Consider the following 12628-nt stretch of genomic DNA (forward strand, 5'->3'; position numbering starts at 1 on the left):
ACCAAAATTAAAAATCCACATAAGTATTGAATCTATTTGCCAGCTGTTCTTTTGCAGTTTTTGAAACGTGAGTATACACATCCATCGTGGTCTGAATATCAGAATGACCTAATCTCGATTGAACATCTTTGATAGATGCCCCGGCTTCAAATAGGAGAGAAGCGTGAGTGTGACGAAAACCATGTATTGAGATCTGTTTAAAATCGTCGGGTAATTTTTTCATTGTGACTAGGTACCATTTTCTGGGTTTGGCTGGCGAAAGAATTCCACCGTCTTCACTTTGAAAGATTAAACCATCCGGAGATTCCTTTTTGAACTCCTTTAATATAGCAATCGTTTTGTCATCTAATGAAATCCTACGAATAGAAGAAGGAGTTTTTGGAGTTTGAATATAGAGTCCGCTAGCGCTTCTTGATACGGCTTTATTAATGTTGAGTGTTTGATTTTTGAAATCAATGTCATTCCATTTTAGCGCTAGTGATTCACCTTTTCGTATGCCGGTGAAAGCCAAGAGACGAAAGTAAACATATGCTCTAAAATTGCTATCACTTTCTAAAGCTGCCATAAATTGTTTTAACTCTTCTTTATCGTAGAAGTTTAAATCCTTATCCTCGGTTATTTCTTTTTTTCTAACAGGTTTCTTTATTACCTTAGTTGGGTTCATGTTGATCAGTTGCATGCGAATGGCGTAGTCGAAAACTAGACCAGCATAATTCATGACCATGCTTGCTCGCACCAATTTTTTATGCCAAATGTTCATTTGGGTTTGTACATCCATAGGCTTTATTTCTAAAATATTTCTTTCACCAAATGCTGGAAGTATATGATTCTTAAAAACTCGTTCGGTCTTTAATAGAGTTGAGGCTTTAACTGTTGATCTATACTCCTCATACCATAAGTCATATATTTCTTCATACGTTTGAATCTCGGGTTCCTCAGCAACCTCTTGCTTTTGCATACCATTTACTTCTAAATCAGCTATTGCTAAGCGAGCTTCTCTTGTTGTCTTAAAACCACGCCTTGTTGTTCGGATTGGCTTTCCTGTATCTGGATCTGTCCCTAGATACAGTTGAAACATATAAGCTTTTTCGCCATTTTTTTTGATGTACTCTTTTATTCGGATATCTTGTTCTTTCCTAGCCAATTGCTTCAACTCCTAGAATTTGTTACAATAGGCGTGACCTAATAAGCCTATTGTTTATTTTGTTATCACGCTCTCTGTCCGCCAAGATTGAGGAGCGTGTTTTTTTATTTATTCATCCCATGTAGCAGGACCGTAAGTAACGGAATATGGTGCATTCCCTTTGGAAGAAAAATGCATAACCACTGTTGCTTTTTTGCCACCTGCAATAGAATTAGGAATATTATTTGAATATGTCGAAGCATCGAAAGTCGCTAATTCTGAGTTTCCATCGTACAGATCAAATGTTTGCGCATTAAAGTCTATTGGTTCGTTCGAAGTATTTTCTACTATCGCTGTTACAACAACAGGATGCTCACCATCTTTAGGATCGTTTAAAGATACTGAATCGTCTGCTTTTACTTCCGTAACAGTAATCCTTTCATTAGTTGTAAAGTCAGCAGGTTCTCCGTATTTAAATGAGCTTGTCGATGATGCTGAGCTGCCATCTTCTTGGGTAGCAGATGTACCTTCGAATAAATTCTCAAAATTTGCTATTCGTTCAGAGAGCTCACTGTTTTCTGATTTCAGTTTTGAATTCTCGGTTGTTAAACTATCCACTGTATCCTGTAAATCTGAATCGTTGGATCCTCCTGCTTGACCATTCTGTCCACTGCATCCGGAAAGTAACAACGCACTAAACAAAACCCCAAAGATTACTTTTTTCATTTTTTTTCCTCATTTCTTTGATATAATAATTTTGTAATCTCTAAGAAATGAGTTTCCCTTATCGAAGCTGTAACTTCGGTAGGGGTATTTTTTCATCCATAGTTTAGCATGCTTTCTCGAACGTAACTTTCGAGATTCCATGGTATGTTGTAATATTCCATGAACTTTACTGCATTTAGTTGCTCTCTCTCTAGATCATATTCGTTTGACCAAATAAATAGAAGTATTTCTATGGCTATCCGATTAGCTTCAAATTCTAACTTTCTCCTACTGTAATCTGTTGCATTATAATAAGCAGAAAGTTCTTCATGCTTTTTGATACAATGACCTAACTCATGAGATATCTCAAAATCAGAATTACTCTCAAGTAGTTTATCGCTTAAAAAAATAGCTTTTTCCTTTGCATAATAAATACCACTTCGATTCATTTCCACAAAATATAAATCCAAACCCATATCATTTACTAGCTTTAGTAAATGCCGATTGACCTCAAACACAAACATCACATCACTTTACTTTTTTTCAGCAGCACGTTTAGCAGCCAAAACAGATTTTAAAAATTCAACCTCTTCATCTGTCACAGGTTCACCATCGAATGCAAAAATACCATATTTTTCAGCCAAGTTTGGTTTCTCTTCGCGTCCTAAAAGATAATCGACAGTTACATCGAAGTAATCTGCAATTTCCTGCAAACGTTCCGCAGAGGGGTTGGAGTTTTTTAACCTATAGAGCACATTTTTTCCGTAACCTAATTCTTCTTCAACTTTGTTTAATGATTTTCCTTGTTTCTTTGCTAATTCTTTTATTCTCTCAAACGTTGTCATATCAATATTCCTTTCGTTCAAGAAAAAATATTTAACATTATTTGTTAAAAATAGTTGATTAAATTAACAAATGGTGTTAATATCATTCTTGTAAACAAGTTTAACAACTAAAAAGACAACAAAAACACTATTGATACTAAAATGCCAACCGCCAAGAAAGCTTTTAAATCAATGTTTTAAAGTCTTATTTAACTATGTTTAGATTTTAACACTACGTGTTAAAATAGTCAACTAAGTTTAATGCATTGTTGTTAAATTTGTTTACAAGTTCATGGGAAAGGAGTTTCAAAATGGCTGACATTGCGGAAATTACCCAAAAAGATAGAGAAAAAATCAAAACGTATGTTGAAAATTCAAATTTCCTAACATACAAGATGCTTGCAGACAGATTCGGAATCGATAAGAGCTACCTGTCTTTAATTTTAAATGGCAAGAGAACATCCGCCGAAGCTAACAAGATTATCGATTCGATTATAGCGATGTATGAACTTTGAGATAGGAGGGAGATTATGCCTGAAATTGATGAAAAAACTATTCAACTTATTTTGAAAAAGTACATTCCTAAGCGATACCTGAATCAGCGTGAGGCTTGTATTTATGCTGGGACAAGTCCAAAGACGATGAATGCATGGATTAAGCGAGGACTGAAACAAATAGTATTTGATGATGATAGTAACCCCAAATATGATGTTCGAGATATCGATGCTTTCATGGAAGAACACAAAATCGGGATCGGGAAGTGATTGTATGAACTACACATTAGAACAAGAGCTAATGATCCACGGTCTTATCAAAGAAAAGATGAGAACTTTACACGATCAACTTAACGATCGGAAAGTACCACTGACTGACACACAGCGAGATCTATCGATTCGGGAATTAAGGAGTTACCAAGAGTTGATTTATCAGAATCGGCTTAATCGGCAAATAGAATTGAGGTGATTTTATGAAAGGTTTACGAAGATCAGCATTCATCATCACAATATTCTTTCTAGGCGTTTGGTTCGGAAACCATCGTCAATTGCCAGATTGGGCAATCATAACATTACCAGTGTCAAGCATGTGGTGGTTTTTCAAGTATGACGAGATTGCTTATAAGAGGTGGTTAAGGAGGGGAATGCAAAATGCTAATAGAAGAAAAGCTTCATCAGTTCCAATGCAAGAGCTGCAATAGAAAAACGCTTATCAATGCTACAGAATTGAAAAAATGTGAGCCGTGGAAAGGTCCCTACTGCACGAAATGTGGCAGACGTCTCAAGGAAGTCAAGAAAGTATACACAAAAAAATAGCGACTCCGCCGGCAAGCATAGAGTCGCATACAAAACATATCTGGCTACATTGTAGCACGAGAGGAGAAATTTTCAAATGATTACTATTACTGGACTTAACGATGACATCTATACAGCAATGCTTGGGAACGCTCAAGAGCGAGTAATTGATAGCATCATGACTGCTGCCAGCCAAGGGCGCACAAGCATTACGATTGCTAGTAAAGGACTAACGCCAGGGTTCTTGTCTCAACTTCAGAACGAAGGTGTGGACAATCTGGTAGAACAAGACGGACGTTACAAATTGTTTTGGGAATTCTAGGAGGGCTTGCAATGGGCGTGGTAGAAGGAGCTAGGAAACAAATAAGAAAAATGGAACACATTATTGATCAAATCAACGAGGCGGAAGATTTGCTAGTAAGTCTAAAAACACCTGCGTTGCATCCTATCAGTAATGAATTAATGAATGACATCGAAATAGGCATTTCTACTCACTTCATGGGCAGTGGCTATTTTAAAGAAGATGCCAAGTATCGATGTCACCGAGTTCATATTGGAGAAGATCTAGGAATCAAAGATATTCAAGGGCAAATTAGGGATCTGGTTGCGGAATCCTGTGAAAAACGAATTGAAGAATTAAAATCCGAATTGCGAAATATGATTTTTTACGCTGGTGATCGCCATGAATGATTTTGATTCATTAGGCGCTCGTCAACAGCCTGAAACTGAACCAAAGCAGATCGCTGTGGATTGGAAAGGCGAACCGCTATACAAAGGCGACTTCGTCTACACAACTGATTTGGGATTGGTTCATGAAGATCAGATTATTGACTACGTAAATGAAAACTACAGAAAAATAAATGTTGGAGGAATTTAAAAATGGCAAATGATTTAACTCAAACAACACAACGTTCATTAGACGAGCAAGTAATTGGCAATCTAGATCGGTTAAAAGATCAAGGGTTAGAAATGCCACCAAATTACAGCCCACAGAATGCATTAAAGAGTGCTTTCTTTGAACTTACAAACAACACAGCAGGCAACTTGCTTCAAGCGGCTGCTAACAACCAAGAAACGAAGACATCAATTTCTAATGCCCTGTTGGACATGGTTATCCAAGGCTTATCGCCTGCGAAGAAACAATGTTACTTCATCAAGTATGGAAACAAAGTACAGCTTATGCGTTCATATTTTGGCACCATGGCAGTTCTTGATCGAGTAACAGGCGGAGCTGACATCACTCCTGTAGTTGTACGAAAAGGCGATGATTTTCAAGTGGGTATGGATGGACCAAACATGGTAGTCACTAAACACGATACCAGTTTTGAAAATCTAGATAATGAAATAGTTGCTGCTTATGTAGTGATCAAGCTTGCTAATGGCAAGCAAACCACAACAGTCATGACCAAGAAACAAATCGATCAGAGTTGGGCTAAGTCAAAAATGAAGGGATCTGGACCTCAAAAAGAATTTCCAGAAGAAATGGCAAAGCGTACGGTGATCAACCGAGCAGCTAAAGCTTTAATCAACACGAGCAATGACAATGATTTATTCGTTCAGGCTGCAAAAGATACACTTGAAAATGAATTTGATGATCGTGAAATTAAACCTGCAGAACCGGTAAAGGTTCAAGCGATTGAAAATAAACTCCAACAGAAAATGGGTATTAAGCAAGCAGAACCAGTTGAAGAATCATCACCAATCGAAGACTTGATGAAACCGAAAGAGGCTGTTGAGCAGGAGGAGGACGAACAACCAGTTGATTTGGAATCGTTAGAAAAAGCAGCAGAAGAAGCAGAACCTGTCCAAGGTGATCTCGGCATAATTCCTAACTTTGACAGAGAGGAAGGTATCAGCGATGAAGGAATCCTCAAAGAAGAAGATTATCCTTTCTGATGATAATTACTACGGAAATGAAGCGGACTGGCAATACATGTCGGTATCTCAATACAAAAACTTTCTCAAATGTCCTGCGGCTGCTTTAGCCAAACTAAAAGGTGACTGGCAACCATCATCTGATCCGATCGCTTTATTAGTTGGAAATTACGTCCATTCTTATTTTGAGGACCTAGCTGTTCACGAAAAATTCAAGGAAGAAAATAAAAACAGGATGTTTTCTTCTAGAAAACCTTATGGACTTTTGAAAGATTTCAAGATCGCTGAACAGATGATCGACCGATTGATTATCGAAGATGCGTTCCTGAATTTATATCAAGGCGAAAAAGAAGTGATCGTAACTGGGGAACTGTTTGGTGTCGATTGGAAGGGGAAAATTGATTGCTTAAATCTCGAAGATGACTATTTCGTAGATATCAAAACAAGTAAAGATATTCATGAAAGAAAATGGAATGAGGTTTACGGTCAACGCTGCACCTTCATTGAAAATTTTGGGTACGTCTTGCAGATGGCTGTTTACTGCGAATTACTCAAGCAGCAATACGGAAAAGATTTCGTTCCTATAATCGCAGCAGTTTCTAAGCATACACCAAGCGAAGCGAAGTTGATCACGCTGGACGAGGATAAAATGTCGTTCGAGTTAATCAACTTAAGAGACAACATCGATCGTATTCAACGGATAAAAATGGGTGAAGAAAAACCAGAAGCTTGTGGAACTTGTGAGTATTGCCGGGCGAATCAACGAATAACCGGATTTACAAGTATGAACGACTTGTAAGGTGGTGAGTAAATGACCGGAGGATGGATAAAGCTTTACCGCCAATTACTTGAAAAACCAATATGGCAAGAATCTACACCAGAGCAAAAAGTCATATTGATCACACTTCTTTCTATGGCGAATCATGAGGAAAAAGAATGGGAATGGCAAGGTGAACCTTATAAAGCTAGTCCTGGTCAATTCGTCACATCACTAGAAAGTATCAAAAGAAAATGCGGTAAAGGGATCTCTATGCAGAATGTAAGGACTGCTCTAAAGAGATTTGAAAAATACGAATTTCTAACAAACAAACCAACAAACAAAAATAGGCTTATAACCATTGTCAATTGGGAGGTTTACCAGTCTAAGGACGTTGACCTAACAAAGGAAGTCACAAGCAACTCACAAGCAACTAACAAGCAGCTAACAACTAACAAGAACTATAAGAATGATAAGAATGATAAGAATAATAATAGTCCTCGCAACAAACGCAAAAAGCGCGTTTACGAAGACGACGACCCTAATAAAATTCTGGCAAAGACTCTTTTCAAACTAATCAAAAAGAACCAAGACATCAAAGAACCGAACCTTGATGATTGGGCGAATACAATTCGATTAACAATCGAATCAGACAAACGATCAGGAAAAGAAGTTCAAGAAATGATTGTGTGGGCTTCTCAACATGAATTTTGGAGCACTGTTGTTTTGTCACCTTCAAGTCTAAGAAAGCATTTTGACAAAATGAAGGCTCAAAAGGACAAGCCTAGAGCAACAAGCGGAACTAACAAACTACAAAATACAGGTTCAGATGAGTATGATGATCTGCCTATATAGATTGAGGTGAAAAATGGAAAGCATAGCCAAAGGTATGCAGATTCTGATAGAAAAAGTACTCATTGTAAGGGGCGAATGTCCAGAGTGCGGCGGTAACTTGTATGGCTATCGTGCAAAAAATAAAGATGGTTCGGAACGGTGTGCGCCTACGTGTATGAAATGCGGATTTTATGATCTTAAACGCAAAGAAGATATTCAAACGGAACGCATCTACAACGAAAGCCTAAAAAACAAAACACTCAATTTCTTTAAATTTGGGTCAGTGATTACCGACAAATCTTTGTTTGACTGTTCTTTTGATAATTACAAAATTATTGATGTTGAAACAGAGACTGCTGTCAATATCACGAAAAGTTTTGTAGAAGCTGTACTGAGTGGTGAACCCAAACATCTTGCTTTGAATGGAAAGTCAGGTAGCGGTAAAAGTCATCTAGCCATGGCTGCTACTTGGGAAATTATTAAACGGTCAGATTATGACAAAAAATGTCTGTTTATTAGCTATCGTGAATTGTTGGAGCAAATCAAGTATTCATTCAATGACGAGCAATTGAGAAAGGAAATTCAAGGTTCGCTAATGAAAGACATTAAAACAGCTGATCTTGTGGTGATCGATGATTTGGGGTCTGAACTAGGAGGAACTACTTATAGTAGTAGCACGAATTTCAATAATGACACATTGAACTCAATCTTAGAAGCTCGCCAAAATCAGGCGATTATTTTAACTACAAATTTGACTGGAAAAGAAATGAAGAACGCATATGGAGAAAGAATAGTATCTCGATTATTCAAAAATTCAAAAGGATTCGCATTTAAGTTCGTAACTACAGCAGATAAACGATTAAGGGCGGTGTAGCTATTGGTTACAAAAACTAGAAGTAAGTACGGAAATACTAAACATGAAGTAGATGGCATTCTCTTTGATTCAAAAGCCGAAGCCAGATACTACAAAATCTTGAAACAAAAAGGGATGAGCTTTTTACCAATATCAGATAATTTTTGCGAAATGCAAAAAAATATGATCTTGCAAGATGGATTCTATAGTGACGGATTGAAGGTAGCGCCAATACATTATCGAGCGGATTTCGTCATTTATGAAGAAGGCAAGCTGGTTAAGGTAGTCGATGTCAAAGGATATCAAGATGCAATCTCAATGTTGAAAATGAAGATGTTTGCTAACCGCTATGGGTTCCCAGTGACCTTTGCAAAGTTCAATTCTAAAACCAATAGATTCGAGGAAATGAGTTGCTTTGAATCAGCTCGTCAGCAGCGCAAAAGAGCAAGCGATCGTCGCAAGAGAAAATTGGAGGGAACCAAGTGATGGAGAAGTCTAAAGAATGGTATGTTCAATTTCTGGACGTAAACGGCGATGTGAAATATCAAATCAGCCAAACCTGTACCGAATCAAAAGCAGTGACACTCGCTCGAAAGCTAGAACAGATGTGGCGAACACGACCGGCAAACGAACGGAGTAGCAAGAAACAATCGAAGTTAGTTGCAGTTCGATCTAGAAAAAATCTTTTATAAAAAACAATTTGGAGGAAAACAAAAATGACTAAACAAGTAAACTTTCGACCAGAGGTAAAAAAGGCTACATCAAAATCAAACGGAAACGTGGAAGTGCTACTAGTGGTAAACAATGGATCACTGAAAGGCCGCTATGACGATTTGAGCGACTTTTTAGGCAAGACAGTATCAGTTACTATCCAACCTGAAACAGTCGGCTACACGCTTCCTATCAATAAACAGACTAAACGTCCGAACGTCAATTATGCAGTAAATAGCGATGGAACAATTGAGGTCTTGAAAGAAGAACAAACTTCATTAGATGTGGGTGATGGTGTTGAAGAAATTGAAATGGTTGAGATCCAAGTTTCCAAAGATACTATTGATGAATTCATCAAAACCGCTACCTCGTTACCGTTACCAGACAGCATCACAATCAATCCTCGTGATGTATTAATTCAAATTGATGAAGGCGAGAAAATTTCCGAAGTAGCTGCTGTTTATGAAATGTCTGAAGATGCATTGATTGATCAGATTGAGATCTCTCGTCAATACTTCGCACCATTCGCTGATACTTGGAGCAAGAAAAAAGATGAAGTTATCTTCAAAGAGTTTTCAGGTGATTCGGATGGGAATGAATGACGGCAAAATAATTATTCTGGAAGATGCAAAATTCTATTGGAACGTTGGTGTGATTAACCAAGCAAAAGATCTCTTTGATAAAGGGTTTAAGCCTAGCGAAGTTGCTCAAATCATGAATGAGAAATTGATCGATGTTGGTTTATTGTACCTTCACTTGTTGGAAAGTAACCAGATTAAGTAGGTGATCCCATGAAATGCAATCGATGTAAAGGCGAAAGGATTATTTGGGGAAAAGATATGTTTGACCGGGCAGTAGCAATCAACTGTCCGGTCTGCAATAAAGATGGTGCTGCTGTTCGCAAAGAAACGAAGGAGTGGGGAAATGGACATTCTCGAAGTATTTTGGACAAACGTTGACTGGCACTTAAAAACTAAGGAAGTAACTTTGAGAAAAACTCACGAAATCGCAAGACAGAGAAGAGCTGGCATTCAATTGCGGACTGTCGAAGATATAGCCAAATCTTTAAAGATCGATGATTATTCGATACTTTTTGAACAAATAGATTGAAATGAGGTCTGCTGTTGAAAAGTGTAGAAAAACTTATCAACCATATTTTGATGGATGTTGAACCGTTAATGGATTCTAAACAACTGAGACGGTTAAATGATGTTTTAACAATTGAGTGTTCGAAATATCTAATTACTGAACAGAAAAATGAGGTTATGATTTACGATGAAACTTCTGATATTGCAGCATATAAGCAATTCTTCGTTTCTAAGAAGATACAGGGACTTTCAAGCGGAACTTTGAATCTTTACATGCAGACAATCAATCTCTTCATGAGGAGCGTTAGGAAGCCATTCAGTGATGTTACTACTAACGACATTCGATTGTTTATTGCCAACAGGGAAATGATCGATAGGGTTAGCAAAGGCACGCTAGCAAGAGAACGAGGTTGTATTGTTCGATTCTTCAAATGGTTATGCAACGAGGAATATATCGCAAAAGATCCTGGGACAAGAGTAGAAGCCATCAAAGTACCCAAGCGTAGGAAACAGGAATTCAGTGAGCTAGAAGTTGAAAAGTTGCGATCGGCAACAGCAAATTCTAAAGAAGCACTTGTTATTGAACTGCTGCTGAGTACCGGATGTCGTGTCTCAGAATTAGTTTCACTGAATTTTCGGGATTACGATCAAGAAAATGATTCTATCACTGTCATTGGGAAAGGCAATAAGCAGCGAACGTTATACTTGAATGCGAAAGCGAAGATAGCTTTGAACCACTATCTGAAAGACATGCCACATATTACTGGTCCAATATTCTTCGGACAAACAGCAGGCAAGGAGATGACGTCTGCAGGAGTTCAGAAGCTAGTAAAGCGTTTGGGCAATCGAGCAGGTGTGGCAAATGTTCATCCGCATAGATTCAGACGTACTGCAGCCACCTTGGCAAGAAGGCACGGGATGCCGATCGAATTGGTGATGAACTTCTTGGGCCATGAGTCAATCGATACAACGCTGAAATATTCGATGATCGGCGACGAGGAATTAAAGCTGTCGCATCAAAAATTTGTTAGTTAAGAAGCGGAAGAAAGAGGTAATTTATGGGAGACATGGGCGAATATTGGAAAGATGTAAAACCGTATCTGAAGGAACGAAGGGCCCAACATGTTAATCGTATAGGTAACTCATCATTAAAAAATGTTGCAGCTTTAGGTTTTGAATTTAAGCATTATCCAAATAATCACCAATTTGCAATCAATACACCGAAAGGCATGATTGATTATTGGGGAACAACTGGTACTTGGATTGATCGTAAAACGAAAAGACGTGGTAAAGGACTGCATAGTTTAAGGAAATACGTTAGTGGCAGTTAGTCAGTAAGCGGAAGAAATTACCAACTTGGAAAGAAAAAAGACCAACACAAGTTGATCTAATTAATCCTTATAATGAATACTTCCATCTGGCTCTAGTCTTGGTGTAATTGCGACGCCTTTTCCGTCAGAACCGATAACAATTGTTTGAATATATTGTACCTGTGTCTCGGGATCAGTAATAACAAAGATTTCGTTGGTTCTGCCTTTATAAACTTTTTCAACTTCAAATTCAATATTGTTCGCCATAGAATCACTCCTTTTAAATAAAATACCATAATAAACAAACAAAATAAATAAATACTATAAATGTTTGTAGATATGAAAATTTAGTCATGACAGAGATAGCGGAATAGGAGGGGAAGAAATGACAGTTGCTGAACTAATTGAGGAACTAAAAAACTATCCATCTGATGCAAAAGTTACCACAACAGTTGGTGGGGAAGTATGCGAAGAACCTTGGTTGGAGTACAACGATAATTACAACATTCTTGATTTAGGCACCACATGATTAAATCAGTAATCCACCAAAATAACCAACTGAAGGAGTGAGGCAAATTGGCAATTTACGGAGTATACGAGCAAGATCAATTCGTTTTTGAGGGAACACCGCAAGAAGTGGCAAAACGGTTAGGTATCAAGATTGACACTGTTTTGTGGTATAGCACGCCGACTGGGATTGCGAGAATGAGCAAACTTAAGAAGAGACGGCGTGAGATTGTGAAACTGGAGGATTAGATTATGAAAGATGAAGATGTAGTTTGGCTTTATAGAGTTTTTGATACAAGTGAGATGGGAAAAGATGAACTTCAAAAAGAACTAGATAAATTTTCAAACAGCTTAACACCGCATGAAATTGCACACAGTGATGGACATTTATTAGTTGTAAGGTTTCAATCAGCGCTTAATCGAAATGCTTATTTAAAAGCTGCGGCTAATACGATGAGTTTTGGTGCATAGTTAGCTATCCGACGAAATAGCAGAAAGTAAAAAGAAAGAGGTAAATAGAGATGAGTAAAGATATATCAATAACAACAGATCAACAAGTAAAATTCTTGGATGAAACAATCCAGAAATTAGAATCATTCCGTCAATCGTTATCCAATGGAGAAGTAACTGTAGAAGATGCAATATTCCAAGACGAGCATACCGCGCCAACGATTGATGAAGCCGGTGGCCGGAATGTCTATGTGCGAATTGATTATCGTTTAACTGAAAAAACAGCAGAAAGCGAGGGGTGA

Annotated in this window: 26 protein-coding genes; 21 read left to right on the forward strand and 5 right to left on the reverse strand. The window is 37.8% G+C overall.

Features of this window, described 5'->3' with window-relative positions; translation table 11 throughout:
- Positions 1-7: 7 nt before the first annotated feature.
- The 4 genes from IGJ74_RS05645 to IGJ74_RS05660 all read right to left on the reverse strand — a co-directional run bounded on the left by IGJ74_RS05645 (position 8) and on the right by IGJ74_RS05660 (position 2673).
- On the reverse strand, positions 8-1144 hold the full coding sequence (locus tag IGJ74_RS05645) for a tyrosine-type recombinase/integrase (protein ID WP_430608698.1): 1137 nt from the start codon (positions 1142-1144) through the stop codon (positions 8-10).
- A 108-nt stretch (positions 1145-1252) separates the two neighbouring features.
- Positions 1253-1849 (reverse strand): DUF4352 domain-containing protein, encoded by a 597-nt coding sequence (locus tag IGJ74_RS05650; protein ID WP_428220640.1) that lies wholly within the window; start codon positions 1847-1849, stop codon positions 1253-1255.
- A 92-nt stretch (positions 1850-1941) separates the two neighbouring features.
- Complete coding sequence (locus IGJ74_RS05655; protein WP_430608758.1) at positions 1942-2277, reverse strand: ImmA/IrrE family metallo-endopeptidase; 336 nt, start codon at positions 2275-2277, stop codon at positions 1942-1944.
- 84 nt (positions 2278-2361) lie between these two features.
- Positions 2362-2673, reverse strand: coding sequence for a helix-turn-helix domain-containing protein (locus IGJ74_RS05660; protein ID WP_101698875.1), 312 nt, complete (start codon positions 2671-2673; stop codon positions 2362-2364).
- Positions 2674-2963: 290 nt separating this feature from the next.
- Here IGJ74_RS05660 and IGJ74_RS05665 point away from each other — a divergent pair, with 290 nt between their 5' ends.
- The 17 genes from IGJ74_RS05665 to IGJ74_RS05745 all read left to right on the forward strand — a co-directional run bounded on the left by IGJ74_RS05665 (position 2964) and on the right by IGJ74_RS05745 (position 11390).
- A complete protein-coding gene (locus IGJ74_RS05665) occupies positions 2964-3167 on the forward strand; it encodes a hypothetical protein (protein ID WP_148394822.1) in 204 nt (67 codons plus the stop codon).
- A gap of 15 nt (positions 3168-3182) precedes the next feature.
- Positions 3183-3416: a DNA-binding protein gene (locus IGJ74_RS05670; RefSeq protein WP_430608699.1), complete on the forward strand. Its 234-nt coding sequence runs from the start codon at positions 3183-3185 to the stop codon at positions 3414-3416.
- 4 nt (positions 3417-3420) lie between these two features.
- Complete coding sequence (locus IGJ74_RS05675; RefSeq protein ID WP_430608700.1) at positions 3421-3615, forward strand: hypothetical protein; 195 nt, start codon at positions 3421-3423, stop codon at positions 3613-3615.
- A gap of 423 nt (positions 3616-4038) precedes the next feature.
- Positions 4039-4263 carry a hypothetical protein gene (locus IGJ74_RS05680; protein ID WP_060792329.1) on the forward strand — a complete coding sequence of 75 codons (225 nt, stop codon included), beginning with the start codon at positions 4039-4041 and terminating at the stop codon, positions 4261-4263.
- An 11-nt stretch (positions 4264-4274) separates the two neighbouring features.
- Complete coding sequence (locus IGJ74_RS05685) at positions 4275-4631, forward strand: hypothetical protein (RefSeq protein WP_430608701.1); 357 nt, start codon at positions 4275-4277, stop codon at positions 4629-4631.
- Positions 4624-4818 carry a hypothetical protein gene (locus IGJ74_RS05690; RefSeq protein ID WP_430608702.1) on the forward strand — a complete coding sequence of 65 codons (195 nt, stop codon included), beginning with the start codon at positions 4624-4626 and terminating at the stop codon, positions 4816-4818. The genes IGJ74_RS05685 and IGJ74_RS05690 overlap by 8 nt, the downstream gene beginning before the upstream one ends.
- 2 nt (positions 4819-4820) lie before the next feature.
- Positions 4821-5837: a recombinase RecT gene (locus IGJ74_RS05695; RefSeq protein ID WP_430608703.1), complete on the forward strand. Its 1017-nt coding sequence runs from the start codon at positions 4821-4823 to the stop codon at positions 5835-5837.
- Entirely contained in the window at positions 5800-6615 is an 816-nt protein-coding gene (locus IGJ74_RS05700; RefSeq protein ID WP_430608704.1) for a PD-(D/E)XK nuclease-like domain-containing protein, read from the forward strand. The genes IGJ74_RS05695 and IGJ74_RS05700 overlap by 38 nt, the downstream gene beginning before the upstream one ends.
- Before the next feature lie 12 nt (positions 6616-6627).
- Positions 6628-7428 carry a hypothetical protein gene (locus IGJ74_RS05705; RefSeq protein ID WP_430608705.1) on the forward strand — a complete coding sequence of 267 codons (801 nt, stop codon included), beginning with the start codon at positions 6628-6630 and terminating at the stop codon, positions 7426-7428.
- Between the two features lie 13 nt (positions 7429-7441).
- Entirely contained in the window at positions 7442-8281 is an 840-nt protein-coding gene (locus tag IGJ74_RS05710) for an ATP-binding protein (RefSeq protein ID WP_213356762.1), read from the forward strand.
- Positions 8282-8284: 3 nt separating this feature from the next.
- Positions 8285-8746 (forward strand): DUF1064 domain-containing protein, encoded by a 462-nt coding sequence (locus tag IGJ74_RS05715; RefSeq protein ID WP_412273621.1) that lies wholly within the window; start codon positions 8285-8287, stop codon positions 8744-8746.
- On the forward strand, positions 8746-8952 hold the full coding sequence (locus IGJ74_RS05720) for a hypothetical protein (RefSeq protein ID WP_034704941.1): 207 nt from the start codon (positions 8746-8748) through the stop codon (positions 8950-8952). The genes IGJ74_RS05715 and IGJ74_RS05720 overlap by 1 nt, the downstream gene beginning before the upstream one ends.
- A gap of 24 nt (positions 8953-8976) precedes the next feature.
- Positions 8977-9573 carry a hypothetical protein gene (locus tag IGJ74_RS05725; protein WP_430608706.1) on the forward strand — a complete coding sequence of 199 codons (597 nt, stop codon included), beginning with the start codon at positions 8977-8979 and terminating at the stop codon, positions 9571-9573.
- Positions 9560-9754 carry a hypothetical protein gene (locus IGJ74_RS05730; RefSeq protein WP_430608759.1) on the forward strand — a complete coding sequence of 65 codons (195 nt, stop codon included), beginning with the start codon at positions 9560-9562 and terminating at the stop codon, positions 9752-9754. Before IGJ74_RS05725 ends, IGJ74_RS05730 begins: the two co-directional genes overlap by 14 nt.
- An 8-nt stretch (positions 9755-9762) precedes the next feature.
- Positions 9763-9930, forward strand: a complete 168-nt coding sequence (locus IGJ74_RS05735) for a hypothetical protein (protein ID WP_311811683.1) — start codon at positions 9763-9765, stop codon at positions 9928-9930.
- 165 nt (positions 9931-10095) lie between these two features.
- On the forward strand, positions 10096-11094 hold the full coding sequence (locus IGJ74_RS05740) for a tyrosine-type recombinase/integrase (protein WP_430608707.1): 999 nt from the start codon (positions 10096-10098) through the stop codon (positions 11092-11094).
- Positions 11095-11117: 23 nt separating this feature from the next.
- Positions 11118-11390: a hypothetical protein gene (locus IGJ74_RS05745; RefSeq protein WP_430608708.1), complete on the forward strand. Its 273-nt coding sequence runs from the start codon at positions 11118-11120 to the stop codon at positions 11388-11390.
- Positions 11391-11450: 60 nt separating this feature from the next.
- Here the strand turns inward: IGJ74_RS05745 and IGJ74_RS05750 are convergent, their stop codons facing one another.
- Positions 11451-11636 (reverse strand): DUF6440 family protein, encoded by a 186-nt coding sequence (locus IGJ74_RS05750; RefSeq protein ID WP_003126526.1) that lies wholly within the window; start codon positions 11634-11636, stop codon positions 11451-11453.
- 118 nt (positions 11637-11754) lie between these two features.
- Between IGJ74_RS05750 and IGJ74_RS05755 the strand changes: the two genes are divergently transcribed.
- From IGJ74_RS05755 to IGJ74_RS05770, 4 genes are read left to right on the forward strand one after another with little or no spacing between them, the layout of a single operon-like run.
- On the forward strand, positions 11755-11898 hold the full coding sequence (locus tag IGJ74_RS05755; protein ID WP_208769894.1) for a hypothetical protein: 144 nt from the start codon (positions 11755-11757) through the stop codon (positions 11896-11898).
- A gap of 47 nt (positions 11899-11945) precedes the next feature.
- On the forward strand, positions 11946-12125 hold the full coding sequence (locus IGJ74_RS05760) for a hypothetical protein (RefSeq protein WP_195493196.1): 180 nt from the start codon (positions 11946-11948) through the stop codon (positions 12123-12125).
- A 3-nt stretch (positions 12126-12128) separates the two neighbouring features.
- A complete protein-coding gene (locus IGJ74_RS05765) occupies positions 12129-12347 on the forward strand; it encodes a hypothetical protein (protein WP_144316722.1) in 219 nt (72 codons plus the stop codon).
- A 50-nt stretch (positions 12348-12397) separates the two neighbouring features.
- Positions 12398-12628, forward strand: coding sequence for a hypothetical protein (locus tag IGJ74_RS05770; RefSeq protein ID WP_159160601.1), 231 nt, complete (start codon positions 12398-12400; stop codon positions 12626-12628).

Origin of the sequence: Enterococcus sp. AZ009, from assembly GCF_050548785.1 — a bacterium.
Lineage (GTDB): Bacteria > Bacillota > Bacilli > Lactobacillales > Enterococcaceae > Enterococcus_D > Enterococcus_D entomosocium.

What these genes read in the sequence shown, in the direction of transcription:
- IGJ74_RS05650 (WP_428220640.1), bottom strand. Translation starts at nt 1,849, where the DNA reads ATGAAAAAAGTAATCTTTGGGGTTTTGTTTAGTGCGTTGTTACTTTCC.
- IGJ74_RS05655 (WP_430608758.1), bottom strand. Translation starts at nt 2,277, where the DNA reads ATGAATCGAAGTGGTATTTATTATGCAAAGGAAAAAGCTATTTTTTTA.
- IGJ74_RS05660 (WP_101698875.1), bottom strand. Translation starts at nt 2,673, where the DNA reads ATGACAACGTTTGAGAGAATAAAAGAATTAGCAAAGAAACAAGGAAAA.
- IGJ74_RS05665 (WP_148394822.1), top strand. Translation starts at nt 2,964, where the DNA reads ATGGCTGACATTGCGGAAATTACCCAAAAAGATAGAGAAAAAATCAAA.
- IGJ74_RS05670 (WP_430608699.1), top strand. Translation starts at nt 3,183, where the DNA reads ATGCCTGAAATTGATGAAAAAACTATTCAACTTATTTTGAAAAAGTAC.
- IGJ74_RS05675 (WP_430608700.1), top strand. Translation starts at nt 3,421, where the DNA reads ATGAACTACACATTAGAACAAGAGCTAATGATCCACGGTCTTATCAAA.
- IGJ74_RS05680 (WP_060792329.1), top strand. Translation starts at nt 4,039, where the DNA reads ATGATTACTATTACTGGACTTAACGATGACATCTATACAGCAATGCTT.
- IGJ74_RS05685 (WP_430608701.1), top strand. Translation starts at nt 4,275, where the DNA reads ATGGGCGTGGTAGAAGGAGCTAGGAAACAAATAAGAAAAATGGAACAC.
- IGJ74_RS05690 (WP_430608702.1), top strand. Translation starts at nt 4,624, where the DNA reads ATGAATGATTTTGATTCATTAGGCGCTCGTCAACAGCCTGAAACTGAA.
- IGJ74_RS05695 (WP_430608703.1), top strand. Translation starts at nt 4,821, where the DNA reads ATGGCAAATGATTTAACTCAAACAACACAACGTTCATTAGACGAGCAA.
- IGJ74_RS05700 (WP_430608704.1), top strand. Translation starts at nt 5,800, where the DNA reads ATGAAGGAATCCTCAAAGAAGAAGATTATCCTTTCTGATGATAATTAC.
- IGJ74_RS05705 (WP_430608705.1), top strand. Translation starts at nt 6,628, where the DNA reads ATGACCGGAGGATGGATAAAGCTTTACCGCCAATTACTTGAAAAACCA.
- IGJ74_RS05710 (WP_213356762.1), top strand. Translation starts at nt 7,442, where the DNA reads ATGGAAAGCATAGCCAAAGGTATGCAGATTCTGATAGAAAAAGTACTC.
- IGJ74_RS05720 (WP_034704941.1), top strand. Translation starts at nt 8,746, where the DNA reads ATGGAGAAGTCTAAAGAATGGTATGTTCAATTTCTGGACGTAAACGGC.
- IGJ74_RS05725 (WP_430608706.1), top strand. Translation starts at nt 8,977, where the DNA reads ATGACTAAACAAGTAAACTTTCGACCAGAGGTAAAAAAGGCTACATCA.
- IGJ74_RS05730 (WP_430608759.1), top strand. Translation starts at nt 9,560, where the DNA reads ATGGGAATGAATGACGGCAAAATAATTATTCTGGAAGATGCAAAATTC.
- IGJ74_RS05735 (WP_311811683.1), top strand. Translation starts at nt 9,763, where the DNA reads ATGAAATGCAATCGATGTAAAGGCGAAAGGATTATTTGGGGAAAAGAT.
- IGJ74_RS05745 (WP_430608708.1), top strand. Translation starts at nt 11,118, where the DNA reads ATGGGAGACATGGGCGAATATTGGAAAGATGTAAAACCGTATCTGAAG.
- IGJ74_RS05750 (WP_003126526.1), bottom strand. Translation starts at nt 11,636, where the DNA reads ATGGCGAACAATATTGAATTTGAAGTTGAAAAAGTTTATAAAGGCAGA.
- IGJ74_RS05755 (WP_208769894.1), top strand. Translation starts at nt 11,755, where the DNA reads ATGACAGTTGCTGAACTAATTGAGGAACTAAAAAACTATCCATCTGAT.
- IGJ74_RS05765 (WP_144316722.1), top strand. Translation starts at nt 12,129, where the DNA reads ATGAAAGATGAAGATGTAGTTTGGCTTTATAGAGTTTTTGATACAAGT.
- IGJ74_RS05770 (WP_159160601.1), top strand. Translation starts at nt 12,398, where the DNA reads ATGAGTAAAGATATATCAATAACAACAGATCAACAAGTAAAATTCTTG.